Consider the following 19068-nt stretch of genomic DNA (forward strand, 5'->3'; position numbering starts at 1 on the left):
GGTGGAGAGCCGCCGCATCCGCGTCCGCGGCCAGGTGCAGGGCGTCGGCTTCCGCCCGTTCGTCTGGCAGCTCGCCCGCCGGCACGGCGTCTCCGGCGAGGTGCTCAACGACCCCGAGGGCGTGCTGATCCTCGCCGCCGGCCCCGCCCTCGACGCCTTCGAGGCCGCCCTGCGCGCCGAGGCCCCGCCGCTCGCCCGCGTCGACGCCATCGAAAGCGCCCCGCACGGCTTCGCCGCCCCTCCCGAGGGCTTCCGCATCGCCCCCAGCCGCGGCGCCGGGGCCGAGACCCGCGTCGCCCCCGACGCCGCAACCTGCCCGGCGTGCCTTGCGGAAATCCGCTCCCCCGGACGCCGGCAGGGCTACGCCTTCGCCAACTGCACCCACTGCGGCCCGCGCTTCACGATCCTGCGCGCGCTGCCCTACGATCGCGCGAAGACCACCATGGCGGCCTTCCCGATGTGCCCCGCCTGCCGGGCCGAATACGAAGACCCCGCCGACCGCCGCTTCCACGCCCAACCCATCGCCTGCCCCGACTGCGGCCCCCGCCTGACGCTGGAGGTCGAGGGCCGCCCTCTCCCCGGCGACCCCATCGCCGAAACCGCCCGCCTTCTTCGCGAGGGCCGCATCGTCGCCATCAAGGCGTTGGGAGGCTTCCACCTGGCCTGCGACGCCGCCAACCCGGCCGCCCTCCGCACCCTGCGGGAGCGCAAACGCCGCCCTGCAAAACCCTTCGCCCTGATGGGCCCGCTGGAGACCATCCGCCGCCACGCGCATGTCTCCGAGGCCGAGGCGGAGCTGCTGATGGACCCGGCCGCGCCCGTGGTCCTGCTCTCGACCCTGGGCGACGGCCTCGCCCCCCTGCCGGCGGCGGTCGCGCCCGGCATGTCGAGCCTCGGCTGGATGCTGCCCGCGACGCCGCTGCACCACCTGCTGCTGGACGCCTTCGGGGGCCCGCTGGTGATGACCTCCGGCAATCTCTCGGGCGAGCCGCAGGCGATCGGCGACGCCGAGGCGCGCGAGACGCTGGGCGCCATCGCCGACGCCTTCCTGCTGCATGACCGCGAGATCGCGCGCCGCCTCGACGACGGGGTGGAGCGGATGACGGCGCTCGGCCCCATGACCCTGCGCCGCGCCCGCGGCCGGGCGCCCGGCACGCTGCCGCTGCCGCCGGGGTTCGAGGGGACGCCCCAGGTCCTCGCCTGCGGCGGCCAGCTGAAGTCCGCGATCTGCCTGACCAAGAACGGCCAGGCGCTGCTGAGCCACCATCTCGGCGACCTCGACGACGCGCTGACCTGGGATGAGTTCCGCAGGGCCGACGCCGACATGGCGGCGCTCTTCGACCACCGCCCCGCCGCCATCGGCTGCGACCTGCACCCGGACTTCCGCGCCTCGCGCCACGCCGCGGCGCGGGCGGAGGCGGCGGCGCTCCCCCTGCTCCCCATCCAGCACCACCACGCCCACCTCGCCGCCTGCCTGGGCGAGAACGCGCACCCGCTGGAGGGCGCGCCGGTGGCCGGCATCGTCCTCGACGGCCTGGGGCTGGGCGATGACGGCACGGTCTGGGGCGGGGAACTGCTGCTGGGCGATTACCGGGGCTTCGAGCGCGCAGCCCACCTGCGACCCGCCCCCCTGCCCGGCGGCGACGGCGCGCAGCGGGAGCCGTGGCGCAACCTGCTGGTGCGGCTCGACCAGGCGGGGATGGAGGGGGCGGCGGACGAGATGCTCTCCGCCCACCCCCTCGCGCTGCTGCGCCAGGCGGCTGCGAGGGGCGTGAACGCGCCGCTCTCCTCCTCCGCCGGCCGGCTCTTCGACGCCTTCGCCTCGGCGCTGGAGCTTGTCGAAGGGGCGCAATCCTACGAGGGGGAGGCGGCGATGCGGCTCGAGGCGCTGGCGCTCCGCGCCCCCGCCGAGGCCGCCCGCCCCTACCCGTTCGGCCGGATTGACGACCAGATCGACCCCGCGCCGATGTTCGAGGCCTGGCTGGGGGACCGGGAAACCGGCGCCTCGCCGGCCGCCATGGCGATGCGCTTCCATGCCGGCTTGGCGAGGGCCTTCGCGACGCCCGCCCGCGCGCTGGTGGAAAGCGGCCGCGCCTGCGCCGTGGCGCTGACCGGCGGCTGCTTCCAGAACGCCCTGCTGCTGGAGCTGACGGCGGCGGCGCTGGAGGGGCTCCCGCTGATGGTCCATCGCGCCGTGCCGGCCAACGACGGGGGACTCGCTTTCGGGCAGGCGCTGGTCGCGGCGGCGCGGGCGTTGGGCGGCGGAGCGGAAAGCGGCTGACCACCCGCCGCAGCCGGCCGGTCGCGCCGTGACCGGGCCCGCCGCCGCCGCCACCCGCCGACCCGCAGCCATCCCCCTGATCTCAATAAGAAAACCGCCCCTCCGACGCCATCGCACAAAGCGGCGCGCATCGCGTTGAACCGCCCCCTTCCGCCGCTGCATTCCACGGCATGCGAAACCGCGGCCAGCGCGGGAGTCAGCCAGGGAGGGCGTCTTGGAACCGATCGAGACCTTCTACGAGGTCATGCGCAAGCAGGGGATCACCCGGCGCAGCTTCATCAAGTACTGCTCGCTGACCGCCTCGGCGCTCGGCCTCGGGCCGGCCTTCGTGCCCAGGATCGCCCACGCGATGGAGACCAAGCCCCGCACCCCGGTGATCTGGGTGAACGGGCTGGAGTGCACCTGCTGCTCGGAGTCGTTCATCCGCGGCGCGCATCCGCTGGCGAAAGACGTGGTCCTGTCGATGATCTCGCTGGACTACTCCCACACGCTGATGGCCGCCGCCGGCCACCACGCCGAGGCGGCGCTGGAAGAGACCATCCAGAAATACAAGGGCGAGTACATCCTTGCCGTGGAGGGCAACCCGCCGCTGAACGAGGACGGGATGTTCTGCATCGTCGGCGGCAAGCCCTTCGTCGAGCAGCTGAGGCATGCCGCGAAGGACGCCAAGGCGATCATCTCCTGGGGGGCCTGCGCCTCCTACGGCTGCGTGCAGGCGGCGAAGCCCAACCCCACCCAGGCGACGCCGGTGCACAAGGTCATCACCGACAAGCCGATCATCAAGGTCCCCGGCTGCCCGCCCATCGCCGAGGTGATGACCGGCGTGATCACCTACATGCTGACCTTCGACCGGCTGCCCGAGCTCGACCGCCAGGGGCGGCCCGCGATGTTCTACGGCCAGCGCATCCACGACAAATGCTACCGCCGCCCCCATTTCGACGCCGGCCAGTTCGTCGAGGCCTGGGACGACGAGAACGCGCGCAAGGGCTACTGCCTCTACAAGATGGGCTGCAAGGGCCCGACCACCTACAACGCCTGCTCGACCGTGCGCTGGAACGAGGGGCTGAGCTTCCCGATCCAGGCCGGCCACGGCTGCATCGGCTGCTCGGAGGACGGGTTCTGGGACCAGGGCTCGTTCTATGACCGGGTGACGGACCTGACCCAGTTCGGGGTGGAATCGAACGCCGACCAGGTGGGGATGGCCGCCGCCGGCGTGGTGGGCGCGAGCGTCGCGGTCCATGCCGCCGTCTCCGCCCTCAAGGCCGCCCAGAAGAAAAGCCAGACGAAGCCTAGTGCATCTGGGCCCACCCAGCCCGTGCGGGAGGACGCGTAAGCCATGAACATGACCCCCAACGGCTTCGACCTCGACGCCTCCGGCCGCCGCATCGTCGTGGACCCCGTGACCCGGATCGAGGGCCACATGCGCTGCGAGGTGAACGTCGACGACCAGGGCGTGATCCGCAACGCCGTCTCCACCGGCACCATGTGGCGGGGACTGGAGGTGATCCTCAAGGGCCGCGACCCCCGCGACGCCTGGGCCTTCACCGAGCGGATCTGCGGCGTGTGCACCGGCACCCACGCGCTGACGAGCGTGAGGGCGGTCGAGGATGCGCTGGGGATCACGATCCCCGACAACGCCAACTCGATCCGCAACCTGATGCAGCTGGCGCTGGAGATCCACGACCACGTCGTCCACTTCTACCACCTGCACGCGCTGGACTGGGTGAACCCGGTCAACGCGCTGAAGGCCGACCCCAAGGCGACCTCCGAGCTGCAGCAGAGGGTCGGGCCGAACCACCCGATGTCCTCGCCCGGCTATTTCCGGGACGTGCAGAACCGCCTGAAGAAGTTCGTGGACTCCGGCCAGCTGGGCATCTTCGCCAACGGCTACTGGTCGAACCCCGCCTACCGTCTGCCGCCCGAGGCGGACCTGATGGCGACGACCCACTACCTCGAGGCGCTGGACCTCCAGAAGGAGATCGTGAAGATCCACACGATCTTCGGGGGCAAGAACCCGCACCCGAACTGGCTGGTGGGCGGCGTGCCCTGCCCGATCAACGTCCACTCGACGGGTGCGGTCGGCGCGATCAACATGACCCAGCTGAACCATGTCGGGTCGATCATCGACCAGACCTACGACTTCGTGCAGAACGTCTACATCCCGGACGTCATCGCCATCGGCTCGTTCTACAAGACCTGGCTCTATGGCGGCGGGCTCTCGGGCCAGGCGGTGATGGCCTACGGGGACATCCCCGAGCACGCCAACGATTTTTCCCCCGGCCAGCTGCACCTTCCGCGGGGCGCGATCATCAACGGGAACCTCAACGAGGTCCATGACGTCGACGTCCGCGACCCCGAGCAGGTGCAGGAGTTCGTCGACCACTCCTGGTACGAATACGCCGAGACGGGCCGCGGCCTGCATCCCTGGGACGGCGAGACCTCCCCGAAATACGAGCTGGGGCCGAACGCCAAGGGCACGCGCACCTCGATCGAGGAGATCGACGAGGCCGCCAAGTATTCCTGGATCAAGGCCCCCCGCTGGCGGGGTCACGCGATGGAGGTGGGCCCGCTCGCCCGCTACGTCGTCGGCTACGCCCAGGGGCACGAGGACATCAAGGGCCAGGTCGACGGGCTGCTGCGCGCGCTCGACCTGCCGTTCGAGGCGATCTTCTCCACGCTCGGCCGCACCGCGGCCCGCGCGCTGGAGTCGGAATACTGCGGCCGGCTGCAGAAGCACTTCCTGCAGAAGCTGATCGCCAACATCAGGAACGGCGACGAGAGCACCGCGAACATCGCCAAGTGGGATCCCTCGACCTGGCCGAAGGAGGCCAGGGGCGTGGGCATGACCGAGGCGCCGCGCGGCGCGCTGGGCCACTGGATCAAGGTGAAGGACGGGCGGATCGAGAACTACCAGTGCGTGGTCCCCACCACCTGGAACGGCTCTCCGCGGGACGCCCAGGGCAACATCGGCGCCTTCGAGGCCAGCCTGATGAACACGAAGATGGAACGGCCCGAGGAGCCGGTCGAGATCCTGCGCACCCTGCACAGCTTCGACCCCTGCCTCGCCTGCTCGACCCATGTGATGAGCCCCGAGGGCCAGGAACTGACCACCGTCAAGGTGCGCTGAGGGAGGATGCCCGGATGAAGATCACCAGGACCACGGCCGCCGTCTGGGGTGCGGCCGTCGCCGGGGCGACGGCGGGGGGGCTGTTCCCCGCGTCCGCCGTCGCCCACCCCGGCCACGACGCCGCCTGGGACCACTTCCACGGCCCCGAGGCGCTGCTCTGGCTGGCGCTGGCCGCGGCGCTCGTCGGCGCGGCGGCGCTGCTGGCGCGTCGGGGATGAGGGCGGGACCATGCAGGACCACGTCTCGGCCCACGGCCTTCACGACCTGAGCGAGACCGAGGCGCACGCCGCCTCGGTCCAGACCAGCGTCTACGTCTACGAGGCGCCGGTGCGGATCTGGCACTGGATCAACGCCGCGGCGATCCTGACGCTGTGCCTGACGGGCTATTTCATCGGCTCGCCCCCGCCGTCGATGCAGATCGCCGAGGCGACGCACCAGTTCGTCTTCGGCTACATCCGCTTCGCCCATTTCGCCGCCGGCCTGGTGCTGACGGTGGGCTTCCTGGGCCGGATCTACTGGGCGATCTTCGGCAACCACCATGCCCGGCAGCTGTTCTACGTGCCGGTCTGGAGCGGCCGCTGGTGGCGCGAGGTCGTCTTCGAGATCCGCTGGTATCTGTTCCTCGCCCGCGAGCCGAAGAAATACGTGGGCCACAACCCGCTGGCCCAGCTCGCGATGTTCTTCTTCATCACGCTGGGCGTCAGCTTCATGATCGTCACCGGCCTCGCCCTCTATTCCGAGGGGCTGGGACACGGCTCGATCCTCTACGCGATGTTCGGCTGGGTGTTCGACCTGGCGGGCGGGAACTCCCACGTGGTGCACACCGTCCACCACCTGGGCATGTGGTGGATCGTGATCTTCATGATCGTCCACATCTACGTGGCGATCCGCGAGGACATCATGAGCCGGCAGTCCATCGTCTCGACGATGATTTCGGGCCACCGGACCTTCAAGGACGACCGTCCCGACTGACCTTTCCCTTTCGGCGTCGAAACGGCCCCGCGGGGCCCGGAGCGATCCGGGCCCCGCGTTCGCTTTCCGCTCCGACGGGGAAGCGGCAGGTTCCCTTGCGGACCGCGCGATTCGCCGATCCACGCGCGGGGACGGCGATGGACATCAACTTTCCAACTCATCGCCGAACCGGAAAGAATCCGCACATGCCACCCTCGCCCTCTCAGCCGTTTTCACCATATTTTTCAGTCCGGTAATCCCGTTTCATCGAAACCCTTCCGGAACGGACATTCGGCGGACGACCGTCCCCTCCATCGGTATCTTTCCTTCCAGCCAGATCGGGGAGCGGGAGCCCCGGCAGCCGAGGGAGGAAGAGCGAATGGCGCCGCGAACGCTGGTTCTGGGCATCGGCAACGTGCTCTGGGCCGACGAGGGTTTCGGCGTGCGCTGCGTCGAGCGCCTGGCCGGGCTGTGGTCCTTCGGGCCCGAGGTTCAGCTGCTCGACGGCGGCACCCAGGGCCTCTACCTGCTCCACCACGTCCAGGACGCGCAGGCGCTGATCGTCTTCGACGCCGTGGACTACGGGCTCGCGCCCGGAACCCTGAAGGTGGTCGAGGGCGACGAGGTCCCCGCCTTCATGGGCGCCAAGAAGATGTCCCTCCACCAGACCGGCTTCCAGGAGGTGCTCGCCGCCGCCCAGCTGACCGGCCGCCATCCCGAGACGGTTGTCCTGATCGGCTGCCAGCCCGAGGAGCTGGAGGACTACGGCGGCGGCCTGCGCGCCCCCGTCGCCGCCCAGATCCCCGCTGCGCTGGACGTGGCGCTGGCCTGGCTGCGCCAGCTCGGCCACGACCCGCGCGCGGAGGCCATGCCCGAAAAGGCCCGCGCCGACGCCCTCGCCGCCCCCGCCCTGCGCATGGACGCCTACGAGGGCGGCCGCCCCTCGGCCGAGGCCGCCTGCCGGATTGGGGACGAGCGCTTCCTGCCTTCCCAGGCGCCGCACCCAGCTCTGAAGGCGACCGCCTGATGTGCGTCGGCGTGCCCATGCGGATCCTGTCGCGCGAGGGCCTCGTCGCCCGCGCCGTCGACGCCGAGGGCCGCGAGGAGACCCTCGACCTCGCCCTCACCGGCCCCATCGAGCCGGGCGAGTGGGCGCTGACCTTCCTCGGCGCCGCGCGCGGGGCGATCTCGGCCGAGCAGGCCGCGCGGACCTCCGCCGCGCTCGCCGCCCTCCGCTCCGCCATGCTGGGCGGGGGGCTGGGCGACGCCTTCGCGGACCTCGAGGCCTCCGGCCCCTCGCTTCCCCCCCATCTCGCCGCTGCCGCCGCGGCCGGCCGCGACATCGCCTGAGGACGCCACATGACCCTCGCCGCCCCCGTGATCCCCGCCGGCATCGGGCATCCGCTGGTCGCGCGCCTGATCTCCGACCTGCGCTGGCCCCTGCTGGCCGACGAGGCCGCGCTGGCCGCCTTCGCCGCCCGCCCCGGCGCCCATTGCGTGTTCCTGCCCGGCGCCGACCGGCCGAACCCCGAGACGCCGGATGTGGCCGTGATCCTCCCCGAGCTCGCCCAGGCCTTCCAGGGCGCCTTCGACTGCGCCGTCGCCGGCCCCGCCGCCGAGGCCGCCGCGAAGCTCGCGGTCGAGGTCCACAAGACCCCCAACCTCGCCTTCTGGCGGGACGGGGCGGTGGTGGGCTGCCTGCCTCGGGTCCGCGACTGGTCCGACTACATGGCCGCGATCCCGCGCCTGCTGGCCGCCGCGACGGCGCTCTGAACGGGGAAACCTGATGTCCAACAGCATCTTCACTCTGCCCCCGACGGGTTTCGGCCCCGGCTCGCAGCCCCTGCAGGCCGACGACGAGCTCGACTACATGTCCATGCCCCAGGGCATGCGCACCTATTCCCAGCACACGCCCGAGATCGACGACCTCGCCCGCGTCCCCCAGGGCGCCGCCCTGATGCGCGCCGTCGCCGAGGCCTGCGGGCGGGTGGCCAGGGGCGGCGCAGGCGAGCAGTTCGACCTCTCCCCCCTCCCCCCCGCCGATCGCGCCTTCGTGGTGGACGTGCTGGGCGAGGGCGAGGTCTCGATCCGCATCCGCGGCGTCCCGGCCGTGGCGGTGCAGGAGAGCGTCTTCGCCGGCGTCTGGGCCCTGAAGGGCGTCGGGGTCGACGCGATCGAGGTGGCCCCGATCCCCGCCCTCGCCGTCTCCCGCGCCGCCCAGCCCGTGCGCCCTGCGCTGGGGCTGAAGGCTGCGAAGCCCGCGGACCTGGCCAACGCTCCCTCGATGCTGACGGAATTGCAGGACCTCTCCGCCCGCCCCCGCGCGCCCGGCGACCTGCCTCAGGTCATCAACCTCTCGCTCCTGCCCCACACCGAGGGCGACCTCGCCTTCCTCGCCGAGGCGGTCGGCGAGGGCGCGACCACGATCCTGTCCCGCGGCTACGGCGCCTGCCGCATCGAGGCGACGGCGCTCCCCAACATCTGGCGGGTGCGCTTTTTCAACGCCATGGACACGCTGATCCTCGACACGTTCGAGGCCACCGTGACCCCCGAGGCGGCGCTGGCCGCCCCCGAGGACCTGGCCGACTCCGCCGAGCGCATCCTCGACGTGCTGGAGACCCTGCGATGACCGGTTTCGAAGGCTCGTATCTCGGCGCGGCGGACAAGATCTCCGCCCGCGCGATCATGGAATGCAAGGTCTGCTGGACCCCCTACGACCCCGCCGACGGCGACGAGACCCGGATGATCGACCCCGGGACCTCCTTCCTCGCCCTGCCCGAGGACTGGGTCTGTCCCAACTGCTCCGCCCCCAAGGCGCAGTTCCTGGTGCAGTCCGATCCGGGCTCGGAGGAGGCCGCCACCCGCGCCTGGCTCGACGCCCGCGCCGCCGACCTGGAGGCGGACTTCCGCGAGATCTGGCACTCCCGCATGCGCGACGTGCCGCTGGTCAACGCCGCCCTGCATATCGAGGCGATCGGCTTCGCCCTCCACGACGGCCGCCCGCTGGGCGTGCTGATCTCGCCCTGGTTCATGAACCTCATCGAGCTGCCGGGCCGCGACGAGGACTGGTCCGCCTTCAAACCCGGCGAGAAGGAGGACCGCGCCTTCGCCTCCGGCGACTACGAGTTCACCCGCAACGCCCGCCCCCAGACCGGTCCCTACCGCGCCTGCTCGCTGTTCTCGCCGATGGGCGATTTCTCCACCCAGGACCAGGCCCGCGAGGTGGCCCGCGCCGTCCTGCTGGCGATCCACGACCCCGCCAACCGGGCCGAGACCGACCGCGCCGCCGACATCCGCGCCACCCGCGAGGCGGAAGCCGAGGCCGCCGCCCAGGCCGAAGCCGAGGCCGATGCCCGCGCCGAGGACCTCGCCGCCCCCTCTCGCCGCGGCCTGATCACCGGCGGCCTGGGTTGAGACCATGCTGGCCGCGCGTCCCCAGCTCCGCGCCCGCCCCACCCGGCTGCTGCCGGTCGAACCCCTGCTGCTCGGCCGCGCGCCGGAGGAGGCGGCGCGCGTGCTGGCCGACGTCATCGCCCTTTGCGGCGGCGCCCAGGCCTGCGCCGCCCGCGCAGCCTTCGGCCTGCCCGCGCGCCCCGAGGACGAGGCGACGCGGCGCGCCGAGATCCGCCGCGACCACCTCGCCCGCCTGCTGGTCCTGTGGCCCGCCCGCCTCGGCCTCCCGCCCTGCCCCCTCCCCGCCGACCGGCTGGAGGGCGGCCCGCTGACCCGCCAGGCCCTGTTCGGCGGCCCGCCCCCCGCGACGGAGGCAGAGATGCTCGACTTCCTCGCCTCTCCGCGCGGCGTCGCCCCGGTCTTCGCGGCCCTCGCCGCCCGCTTCGCCGCGGGCGAAGCCGCCGTGCACCTGCCGCTGGTCTGCCCGTCCTCCGCCTTCCAACGCGAGGCCCGCGTCGAGAACTCCGTCGCCGCCCGCCGCGCCGCCGACCCCGCCTTGCAGGCCGTCGAATTCCGCCACGGCCGCGGCCCCCTGTGGCGCGCCGCCGCCCGCCTGGTCGACCTGGCCGCCGAGCTCGACCTCCCCGCCGGCCGCCCTGCGCCGCCGCCGGAGGGGCGCCCGGATCCCGGGCCGGGCGGGGTGGGTGGGCGGGAGCCCGGCCCGGGATCCGGGCGCCTGCCCCACGTCCGACCCCATGGAGGTTCCGCGCTGGTCGAGGCCGCCCGGGGCCTGTATGCCGTAAGGGCGCGCGTCGAGGACGGCCGCGTCGCCGCCTTCGAGCGCGTGACCCCCACCGACCACCTGACCGCCCCCGGCGGCGTGCTGGAGCGCAGCCTCGCCACCCTCGGACCGGATGCCGAGACCAGGGCGGAGCTGCTGCTCGCCATCCTCGACCCCTGCGCGCCGGTCGCGCTGGAGCCGACCGGACCGGAGGCCGCGTGATGCACGAAATGTCCCTCTGCGAAGGCATCCGCGAAGTGATCGTAGGCGAGGCCACCCGCCATTCGGTCGCGCGCATCTCCCGCGTGCGCCTCGAGATCGGCCGCTTCTCGGGCGTCGAGAAGCCGGCGCTCGAATTCGCCTTCGACGTGGTCATGCGCGGCACGCCGGCCGAGGGCGCGGCGCTGGAATTCATCGACATTCCCGGCCGCGGCTGGTGCTACGACTGCATGAAGGACGTGACGATAGACGACCGGCTCTCCCCCTGCCCCGAGTGCGGCGGCGGGAAAGTCCTCGCCACCGGCGGGGACGAGCTGAGGATCAAGGACATGGAGGCGCAGTGATGTGCACCGTCTGCGGCTGCGGCGACGCGAAACTGGAAGGTCATTCCCACGCCCACGGGCATGACCACCCCCACGGGCACGACCACGTCCACGGCCCCGACTGCGGCTGCGGGACCGAGGTCCACGTGCACCGCCCCGACCCTGCCGCGGGCCGCGACGGCGGCGCCCTGCATTTCGGCCAGGGTTCCGCGGGGGTCGAGGTCGCGGGCATGTCCCAGGCCCGCCTGATCGAGATCGAGACCGACGTGCTCGCCAAGAACGACGGCTACGCCGCCGTCAACCGCCGCCTGCTCAAGGCGCTGGGGGTGCTGGCGCTGAACCTCGTCTCCTCGCCCGGCTCGGGCAAGACCACGCTGCTGGTGAAAACCATCGAAGCGCTGACCGCCCGCGAGACCGCCCGCTCCGTGACCGTCATCGAGGGCGACCAGCAGACCTCCAACGACGCCGACCGGATCCGCGCGACCGGCGCGCCGGCGGTGCAGGTGAACACCGGCAAGGGCTGCCACCTCGACGCCCACATGGTCCAGCACGCGCTGGAGCGGCTGCCGCTGGCCCCCGGCGGCGTGCTCTTCATCGAGAACGTCGGCAACCTCGTCTGCCCGGCGGCCTTCGACCTCGGCGAGGCCGCCAAGGTCGCCATCCTCTCGGTCACCGAGGGCGAGGACAAGCCGCTGAAATACCCCGACATGTTCGCCGCCGCCCGGCTGGCGATCGTCAACAAGACCGACCTCGCCCCCCATTGCGACGTCGACCTCGACCTGATCGAGACGAACCTGCGCCGGGTGAACCCCGCCATCGAGGTCCTCCGCCTCTCCGCCCGCACCGGCGAGGGGATGGAGGCCTGGCTCGCCTGGCTCGACGCCGAGGCCGAGCGCGCCTCGCCGCTGGCCGCGGAATGACCCCATGACCTCCGCGCCCCTGCCCACCCTGCTGCTGGTCGACGACGAGCCTCACTCGCTCGCCGCCATGCGCATGGCGCTGGAGGACGAGTTCGACTGCCTCGAGGCCGCGGACGCCGAGCAGGCGATGGCCTGCATGCAGGACAACTACGTCCAGGCGATCTTCTGCGACCAGCGGATGCCCGGGCGCACGGGCGCGGAGTTCCTGGCCGAATGCCGCGAGCGCTGGCCGGAGACGGTGCGCATCATCATCACCGGCTACACCGAGACCTCGGACATGATCTCGGCGATCAACGAGGCCGGCATCTACCAGTTCATCCCCAAGCCCTGGCACCCGGATCAACTGCTGATGGCGGCCCGCAACGCCGTCCACCTGTTCCGCCTCTCCCGCGATCACGAGCGCATGTCGCTGGAGATGCGATACCTTTCCTCGGCCGCGGACTCGAAACTCGAAAAACGCCGCAAGGCCCTGCGCGAGGGGCTCGGCTTCGACCACATCCTGCGCGCACCGAATTCCCCCCTGAACGCCGTCATCGGCGCCGCGCGGCGCCACGCCAGCTTCGACATCCCCGTTCTGCTGACCGGCGAGCCCGGCGTCGGCAAGGCCGAGATCGCGCGGGCGATGCACTACGCCTCGCTCCGCTCCGACCGCCCGTTCTTCGCGCTGAACTGCGCCGGGATGACGGACGAGATGCTGGAGGCGGAGCTCTTCGGCATCCGCCGCGGCGCCGCCGCCGGCGTGCAGTCCACCCGCATCGGCCTCTTCCAGAAAGCCGACCGCGGCACGCTGTTCCTCAACGGCGTCGACAGCCTCAGTCCCCGGATGCAGATCGCCCTCCTGCGCGTCGCCGCCGAAGGGGCCTTCGCCCAGGTCGGCGCGATGGAGACGCAGACCACCCGCCTTCGCCTGATCTGCGGCGCCCATCGCGATCTGAAGACGATGGTGGCCGAGGGCGCCTTCCGCTCCGACCTCTACTTCGCCCTGGCGGTCGCCGAGATCGCGGTCCCGCCCCTGCGCGCCCGCCCCGGCGACGTCTCGGTCCTGGCGCAGAGCCTGCTGGCGGACCTCTCCGCCCGCCACGGCAAGCCGGTTCGCGGGATTTCCGACGCCGCGCTGGAGTTCCTCGAGGGCTACGACTGGCCCGGCAACCTGCGCGAGCTGGAAAACGAGATCACCCGGATGCTGGTGGCAGCCCAAGGCCCGGTGCTGGGCCCCGAGCTGATCTCCCGCCCCATCCTGCAGGCCGAGCCCGGCCAGGACCCCGACGACCGCCGCGCCTCGGAGGTGATGGTCGCCGAGGGCGCCCTGAAGGACCGCATCGAGCTGATGGAGATGCGCATCCTGCGCGAGACCCTGACCCGCCTGCGCTGGAACAAGAGCCGGGCGGCGGCGGAGCTGGGCCTTTCCCGCGTCGGCCTGCGCGCGAAGCTCGACCGCTACGGGCTGGCGCCGCCCGCCCCCGTCGGCGCCGAAGAGGAGGACTGACCCCATGTGTCTCGGCATCCCCGGCCGCATCGTCGCGATCACCGACGAGGCCCGCCAGATGGCCATGGCCGACGTCTCGGGCGTGCGCCGCGAGGTCTCGGTCGCCTGCGTGGTGGACGGGCCGCTCGACGCCCTCGTCGGCGAATGGGTCCTGATCCACGTCGGCTTCGCCATGTCCCGGATCAACGAGGACGAGGCCGCCCGCACCCTCGACGCCCTGCGCGAGCTGGGCGAGGCGCAGGAGGCGCTCGACGCCATGGCCGAGGGCGCGAAGTCCCTGGAGGGGATGTCATGAGGTATGTGGAAGAGTTCCGCGATCCGAAAGCCGCCCGCGCCCTGATCGCCCGCATCGCCGAGGTCGCCGACGCCATCGGCGCCACGAAGGACGAGCCGGTCCGCATCATGGAGATCTGCGGCGGCCACACCCACGCGATCTTCCGCTACGGGCTCGACAAGCTGGTGCACGAGGGGATCGAGTTCATCCACGGCCCCGGCTGCCCGGTCTGCGTCCTGCCCATGGCCCGCGTCGACGAATGCGTCGAGATCGCCGAGCGTCCCGGCGTGATCTTCACCACCTTCGGCGACGCCATGCGGGTGCCTGGCACGAAGGGCTCCCTGATGCAGGCCAAGGCCCGGGGCGCCGACGTGCGCATGGTCTACTCGCCCCTCGACGCGCTGGAGCTGGCGCGGCGCAACCCCGACCGCGAGGTGGTGTTCTTCGGCCTCGGGTTCGAGACCACCACCCCCTCCACCGCCCTGACCCTGCTTCAGGCGGCCCGCGAGCAGATCCCGAATTTCTCCATCTTCTGCAACCACATCACCGTCCCGCCGCCGCTGAAGGCGCTGCTGGACGACCCCTGGATGATGCTGGATGGGTTCGTCGGCCCGGGCCATGTCTCGATGGTCATCGGCGTGCACGCTTACGACTTCATCGCCGCCGACTACGGCAAGCCCATCGTGGTGGCGGGGTTCGAGCCGCTGGACCTGCTGCAATCCGTGCTGATGGTCCTCGAACAGATCCGCTACGGCCGCGCCGAGGTCGAGAACCAGTACGCCCGCGTGGTCCCCGAGCACGGCAACCCCATCTCGCTGAAAGCCATCGACGAGGTCTACGAACCCCGCCCCAGCTTCGAATGGCGGGGCCTGGGGGAGATCGACGCCTCCGGCCTGCGCATCCGCCCGGCCTTCGCCGCCTGGGATGCCGAGGAGAAGTTCGGCATCGGCTACGCCGCCGGCCCCCGCCATGTCGCCGAACCCGAGGGCTGCGCCTGCGGCCAGGTGATGACCGGCCGCATCAAGCCCACCGCCTGCCCGCGCTTCGGCGCCGGCTGCAGCCCGGAGACCCCGCTCGGCGCCCTGATGGTCAGCTCCGAGGGGGCCTGCGCGGCCTACTGGCAATACGGCGGCGCCCGCGTCGCCGCAGAATGAGGGGAACGCCATGAAGGACGGTCTGCGCCCCGCCCGCACGCTCCGCGACGAGCGGGTCACCCTCGCCCACGGCGGCGGCGGCCGCGCCATGCGCGACCTGGTGGAATCGGTCTTCACCGCCGCCTTCGAGCCGCCGGGGATGGAGGACCAGGCCCGCCTGACCTCCGCCGCCCTCGCCGAGCCCGGCGCCCGCCTCGCCTTCACCACCGACAGCTTCGTGGTGACCCCGGTCGAGTTCCCCGGCGGCGACATCGGCAAGCTGGCGGTCTGCGGCACGGTCAACGACCTCGCCGTGGGCGGCGCCCGCCCCCTGTGGCTCTCGGCCGCCTTCATCATCGAGGAGGGCTGCGAGGTCGCCCTCCTCCGCCGGATCGCCGCCACCATGCGCGCCGAGGCCGACCGCGCCGGCGTGCGCATCGTCACCGGCGACACCAAGGTGGTGCAGCGCGGCGCGGCCGACCGGGTCTACGTCACCACTTCGGGCGTCGGCGTGATCCCGCCGGGGCGCGAGATGGCGGCCGGGAACGTGCGCCCCGGCGACGTCGCCCTCGTCAACGGCGTGCTGGGCGACCACGGCGCCGCGATCCTCGCCGCCCGAGGGGATCTCGCGCTCTCGACGGACCTGCAGTCCGACTGCGCCTCCCTCGACCGGCTGATCGAGGCGACGCTGGCCGCCGCCCCCGGCCTGCGCTGCGCCCGCGACGCCACCCGCGGCGGCATCGCTTCGGCCCTCAACGAGATCGCCGAGGCCTCGGCCCTGAGCATCGAGCTGGACGAAACCGCCCTCCCGCTGCGCCCGGAAGTGAAGGGGATGTGCGAGATCCTGGGCCTCGACCCGCTCTACCTCGCCAACGAGGGCACGCTGGTCGCCTTCGTCCCCGAGGACCAGGCCGACGCGGCGCTCGCCGCCATGCGCGCGCTGCCGGAGGGCGCCGGCGCCGTCGCCATCGGCCGCGCGCAGGCGGGCGAGCCCGGCCGCGTCACGATGCGCACCGCCTTCGGCGGCCGTCGCATCGTCGACATGCTGGTGGGCGAGCAGCTGCCGCGGATCTGCTGACCCCCGCGCCGCGGATGCCCGCGCCTGCGACCTACGTCGAATACAGTCCCGGGCCGGCCCGGCCCTAGGCTGGGCTCATGCGCCCGCCCCGTCTCCCCCTCCGAGCCTGTCTCGCCCTGATGGGCTCCGCCCTGCCGGCCGCGGCCGATCCCCTGCCGCGCGAGGCGCTGGCCGAACTGGTGGTCCCGCCCTACAGCCTCGGCGAGCCGGTGGACCCGCGGGGCGTCTGGACGATCCTGAATTCCGGCGGCGCGCCGGCGGGATACGTGTTCCAGACCGAGCCGCTCGCCCCCCTGCCCGGCTTCTCCGGCGCGCCCATCGACGCGCTGGTCACGCTGGACGCGCAGGGGCGCTTCCTCGACGTGCGGCTGCTGTCGCATAACGAGCCGATCTTCGTCTCGGGCCTCGGGCAGGCGCCGTTCCATGCCTTTTTCGAGCAGTATCGCGGCGAGAGCATCGCCTCGACCCTGGTGGTGGGCACGCCCTACGGGGCGCCGGACGCGGCGTCCTCGCTGGTTTATCTCGACGGGGTGTCCAAGGCGACCGCCTCGGTGCGGATCGCTCACGAGAGCGTGCTGGCCGCGGCGCACGCCGTCGCGCGCGACCATCTCCAGGGCGTCGCCCGGCCGCCCGCCGCGGCCCCCGATCCCGACCACGACGAACCGCTCGACTGGGCGGAGATGGCGCGCACCGGCGTCGTCTCCCGCCACGTCATGACCGAGGGCGAGGTGCAGGCGCTCTTCGCCGGCTCGCTGTGGGAGGACGACGGGCCCGAGGCCGACCCCGACGCGCCCTTCCTCGACCTGTGGATCGCCGACCTCGGCCCCCGCGCCATCGCCCGCGCGGCGCTTGCGCCCGAGACGCTGGCCGAGCTCGACGCCTTCCGCGAGATCTCGCCCCACGACGAGCCGATCCTGCTGATCGAGGCCGGGCGGCACGGGCTCGTCACCGAGGACTTCGTGCGCAACACCGCGCCCGACCTGATCTCGGCCAGCCAGGACGGTCTGCCGGTGGCGCTGCGCGACGCGGACCTTTATGTCGAGACCGCCCCCGGCGCGCCCGAGGGCCGCGCCATGATCCTGCGCGCCGACCGCAGGCTGGGCTTCGACCCCTCCCGCCCCTGGACTCTGGAGCTGCTGGCGGTGCGCGCGCACGGCTCCTTCCAGCCGCAGCTCGGGACCCGCGCCCTGACGGTGGAGCACGCCACGCACGAGCGGTTCTTCATCCGCCCCGCCGCCTCCCGCGCGCTGCCCCCCTGGGCCGAGGCGCTGCGCGGCCGGGCCGCGGACCTGGGGGCGCTGGCGCTGGGGCTCGCGGGCCTGGGCGTCGCGCTGGGGCCGGGGATGCGGCGGCTGGCGGGGACGCCGCGCTGCACCCCGATCCGGCTGGCGATCCTCGCCGTCGTCGTCGGCTTCGTGGGCTGGTGGGGGCAGGGGCAGCTCTCGATCGTCACGGTGCTGGGCGTGATCCGCACGGCGTGGGAGGGGGGCGACTTCGGCTTCCTGCTCTACGACCCGTTCTCGCTGCTGGTCTGGGCCGCGGCCATCGCGGGCTTCGTCGCCTTCGGCCGCGGCCTGTTCTGCGGCTGGCTCTGCCCGTTCGGCGCGATGCAGGAGTTCGCCCACCACCTCGGCCGCCGCCTGCGCCTGCCGCGGATCGAGCCTTCGGCCCGCTGGGACCGCCGACTGAAGGCCCTGAAGTACCTGCTGCTCGCGGGCCTCGTCGCGGCCGTCTTCCTCGATCCCGCGCGGGTGGAGACCTATGCCGAGATCGAGCCGTTCAAGACCGCGGTCACCACCGGCTTCGACCGCGAGTGGATCTACGTGGCCTACGCCGCCGCCTGGCTGCTTCTGGGCACGATGCTGTTCAAGGGCTTCTGCCGCTACGTCTGCCCGCTGGGCGCGGTGATGGCCATCGGCGGGCTGCTTCGGGCGCGCGACTGGATCCCGCGGCGGGCGCAGTGCGGCTCGCCCTGCCAGCTCTGCCGGGTGCGCTGCCCCTACGGGGCCATCGGGAAGACCGGCGAGATCGCGTATTCCGAGTGCTTCCAGTGCCTCGACTGCGTGACGATCCACGACGACCCGCGCCAGTGCGTGCCGCTGGTGCTGGCCGGCCGCGCCCCGCGCCCCGACCGCCGCCCCCTGCCTCGGCCGGAGCCGGTCGCATGAGGCGCCGGCGGTTCCTGGCCCTGGCGGCGGCCGGCGCAGGCGCCGTCGCCCTGCGCGGCGCCCTGCGCCCCGAGGTCACGACCTGGCGCGGCCACGCGCTGGGCGCCGAGGCCGCGATCCGCCTGCGCGGCCCCGCCCGCCTCGCCGAGCCGGCGCTGGCCGCCGCCCGCGCCGAGCTGGCCCGCGCGGAGGCCCTGTTCTCCCTCCACCGTCCCGACAGCGCCCTGTCGCGCCTGAACCGGGAGGGCGTGCTGACCGCGCCGCCCGGGGCGTTCCTCGCGGTGGCGGCCCTGGCGGGGCGGGTGCACCGGGCGACCGGCGGGCTCTTCGACCCCTCGGTCCAGGCGCTGTGGGCGCTGCACGCGCGCGGGGCGCCCTCGCCGGCCGCGCTCGCCCAGGCGCTGGAGCGCACCGGGTGGAAGCGAGTCTCCCTCTCGCCCGAGGCGATCCGCCTGCCCCCCGGCATGGCGCTGACCTTCAACGGGCTGGCGCAGGGCTGGGCCGCCGACCGGGTGGCGGAGGCGCTCGCCGCCCACGGCTTTCCCGACGCGCTGGTCGACGCCGGAGAGCTCCGCGCCGGGGCCGGGACCTGGCGGGTGGGGATCGCCGCGCCCGACGGGCGGCTGCTGGAGACGCGCCGGATCGCGCGAACGGCGCTCGCCACCTCCTCCCCCGGCGCCCTGCGCTTCGCCAATGGCGCCGGGCACATCCTGCACCCCGCGGTCCCGGAGCTGGCCGCGCCCTGGACCACCGTCTGCGCCGAGGCCTCCACCGCCGCGCTGGCCGACGCCGTCTCCACCGCGCTCGTGTTCCTGACCGAGGCGGAGGCCCGCCGCCTGCCCGACCGCCTGCCCGGCCTGCGCCGCCTGTTGCTGGCGGGGCCCGGGGGCGCGCTGCGCATCGGCTAGGCGATTGACGCGCGGGCCCCGCCCGT

Annotated in this window: 19 protein-coding genes; all 19 read left to right on the forward strand. The window is 72.9% G+C overall.

What is annotated here, in order from left to right:
* Position 1: 1 nt before the first annotated feature.
* The 19 genes from hypF to BM064_RS15585 all read left to right on the forward strand — a co-directional run bounded on the left by hypF (position 2) and on the right by BM064_RS15585 (position 19042).
* Positions 2 to 2281, forward strand: a complete 2280-nt coding sequence (gene hypF / locus BM064_RS15495; protein ID WP_092860900.1) for a carbamoyltransferase HypF — start codon at positions 2 to 4, stop codon at positions 2279 to 2281.
* 214 nt (positions 2282 to 2495) lie between these two features.
* Positions 2496 to 3614 carry a hydrogenase small subunit gene (locus BM064_RS15500; RefSeq protein WP_092860902.1) on the forward strand — a complete coding sequence of 373 codons (1119 nt, stop codon included), beginning with the start codon at positions 2496 to 2498 and terminating at the stop codon, positions 3612 to 3614.
* Positions 3615 to 3617: 3 nt separating this feature from the next.
* Positions 3618 to 5408 carry a nickel-dependent hydrogenase large subunit gene (locus tag BM064_RS15505; RefSeq protein ID WP_092860904.1) on the forward strand — a complete coding sequence of 597 codons (1791 nt, stop codon included), beginning with the start codon at positions 3618 to 3620 and terminating at the stop codon, positions 5406 to 5408.
* Positions 5409 to 5422: 14 nt separating this feature from the next.
* Positions 5423 to 5626, forward strand: a complete 204-nt coding sequence (locus BM064_RS15510; protein WP_092860906.1) for a hypothetical protein — start codon at positions 5423 to 5425, stop codon at positions 5624 to 5626.
* A gap of 10 nt (positions 5627 to 5636) precedes the next feature.
* Positions 5637 to 6380: a Ni/Fe-hydrogenase, b-type cytochrome subunit gene (gene cybH / locus BM064_RS15515; protein ID WP_092860908.1), complete on the forward strand. Its 744-nt coding sequence runs from the start codon at positions 5637 to 5639 to the stop codon at positions 6378 to 6380.
* Between the two features lie 358 nt (positions 6381 to 6738).
* Positions 6739 to 7386 carry a HyaD/HybD family hydrogenase maturation endopeptidase gene (locus BM064_RS15520; RefSeq protein ID WP_092860910.1) on the forward strand — a complete coding sequence of 216 codons (648 nt, stop codon included), beginning with the start codon at positions 6739 to 6741 and terminating at the stop codon, positions 7384 to 7386.
* Complete coding sequence (locus tag BM064_RS15525) at positions 7386 to 7709, forward strand: HypC/HybG/HupF family hydrogenase formation chaperone (protein ID WP_092860912.1); 324 nt, start codon at positions 7386 to 7388, stop codon at positions 7707 to 7709. The genes BM064_RS15520 and BM064_RS15525 overlap by 1 nt, the downstream gene beginning before the upstream one ends.
* Before the next feature lie 9 nt (positions 7710 to 7718).
* A complete protein-coding gene (locus tag BM064_RS15530; RefSeq protein ID WP_245779184.1) occupies positions 7719 to 8132 on the forward strand; it encodes a thioredoxin domain-containing protein in 414 nt (137 codons plus the stop codon).
* Between the two features lie 13 nt (positions 8133 to 8145).
* Positions 8146 to 8988 (forward strand): hydrogenase expression/formation protein, encoded by an 843-nt coding sequence (locus BM064_RS15535; RefSeq protein WP_092860914.1) that lies wholly within the window; start codon positions 8146 to 8148, stop codon positions 8986 to 8988.
* Positions 8985 to 9773, forward strand: coding sequence for a [NiFe]-hydrogenase assembly chaperone HybE (gene hybE, locus BM064_RS15540; RefSeq protein WP_092860916.1), 789 nt, complete (start codon positions 8985 to 8987; stop codon positions 9771 to 9773). Before BM064_RS15535 ends, hybE begins: the two co-directional genes overlap by 4 nt.
* A 4-nt stretch (positions 9774 to 9777) precedes the next feature.
* Positions 9778 to 10755, forward strand: coding sequence for a hypothetical protein (locus tag BM064_RS15545; RefSeq protein ID WP_092860918.1), 978 nt, complete (start codon positions 9778 to 9780; stop codon positions 10753 to 10755).
* Positions 10755 to 11096 carry a hydrogenase maturation nickel metallochaperone HypA gene (gene hypA, locus BM064_RS15550; protein ID WP_092860920.1) on the forward strand — a complete coding sequence of 114 codons (342 nt, stop codon included), beginning with the start codon at positions 10755 to 10757 and terminating at the stop codon, positions 11094 to 11096. Before BM064_RS15545 ends, hypA begins: the two co-directional genes overlap by 1 nt.
* Positions 11096 to 11995: a hydrogenase nickel incorporation protein HypB gene (gene hypB, locus BM064_RS15555; protein WP_092860922.1), complete on the forward strand. Its 900-nt coding sequence runs from the start codon at positions 11096 to 11098 to the stop codon at positions 11993 to 11995. The genes hypA and hypB overlap by 1 nt, the downstream gene beginning before the upstream one ends.
* 4 nt (positions 11996 to 11999) lie before the next feature.
* Positions 12000 to 13481: a sigma-54-dependent transcriptional regulator gene (locus tag BM064_RS15560; protein ID WP_092860924.1), complete on the forward strand. Its 1482-nt coding sequence runs from the start codon at positions 12000 to 12002 to the stop codon at positions 13479 to 13481.
* 4 nt (positions 13482 to 13485) lie between these two features.
* Positions 13486 to 13776 (forward strand): HypC/HybG/HupF family hydrogenase formation chaperone, encoded by a 291-nt coding sequence (locus BM064_RS15565; RefSeq protein ID WP_092860926.1) that lies wholly within the window; start codon positions 13486 to 13488, stop codon positions 13774 to 13776.
* Positions 13773 to 14909: a hydrogenase formation protein HypD gene (gene hypD / locus BM064_RS15570; RefSeq protein WP_092860928.1), complete on the forward strand. Its 1137-nt coding sequence runs from the start codon at positions 13773 to 13775 to the stop codon at positions 14907 to 14909. The genes BM064_RS15565 and hypD overlap by 4 nt, the downstream gene beginning before the upstream one ends.
* 10 nt (positions 14910 to 14919) lie before the next feature.
* The gene (gene hypE, locus BM064_RS15575) at positions 14920 to 15966 is read left to right on the forward strand and encodes a hydrogenase expression/formation protein HypE (protein ID WP_092860930.1); all 1047 of its coding nucleotides are present in this window, start codon (positions 14920 to 14922) and stop codon (positions 15964 to 15966) included.
* A gap of 119 nt (positions 15967 to 16085) precedes the next feature.
* Positions 16086 to 18134, forward strand: a complete 2049-nt coding sequence (locus tag BM064_RS15580; protein WP_245779185.1) for a 4Fe-4S binding protein — start codon at positions 16086 to 16088, stop codon at positions 18132 to 18134.
* A complete protein-coding gene (locus tag BM064_RS15585; RefSeq protein WP_092860934.1) occupies positions 18131 to 19042 on the forward strand; it encodes an FAD:protein FMN transferase in 912 nt (303 codons plus the stop codon). Before BM064_RS15580 ends, BM064_RS15585 begins: the two co-directional genes overlap by 4 nt.
* Positions 19043 to 19068 lie beyond the last annotated feature (26 nt).

The organism is Albimonas pacifica (assembly GCF_900113695.1).
GTDB lineage: Bacteria > Pseudomonadota > Alphaproteobacteria > Rhodobacterales > Rhodobacteraceae > Albimonas > Albimonas pacifica.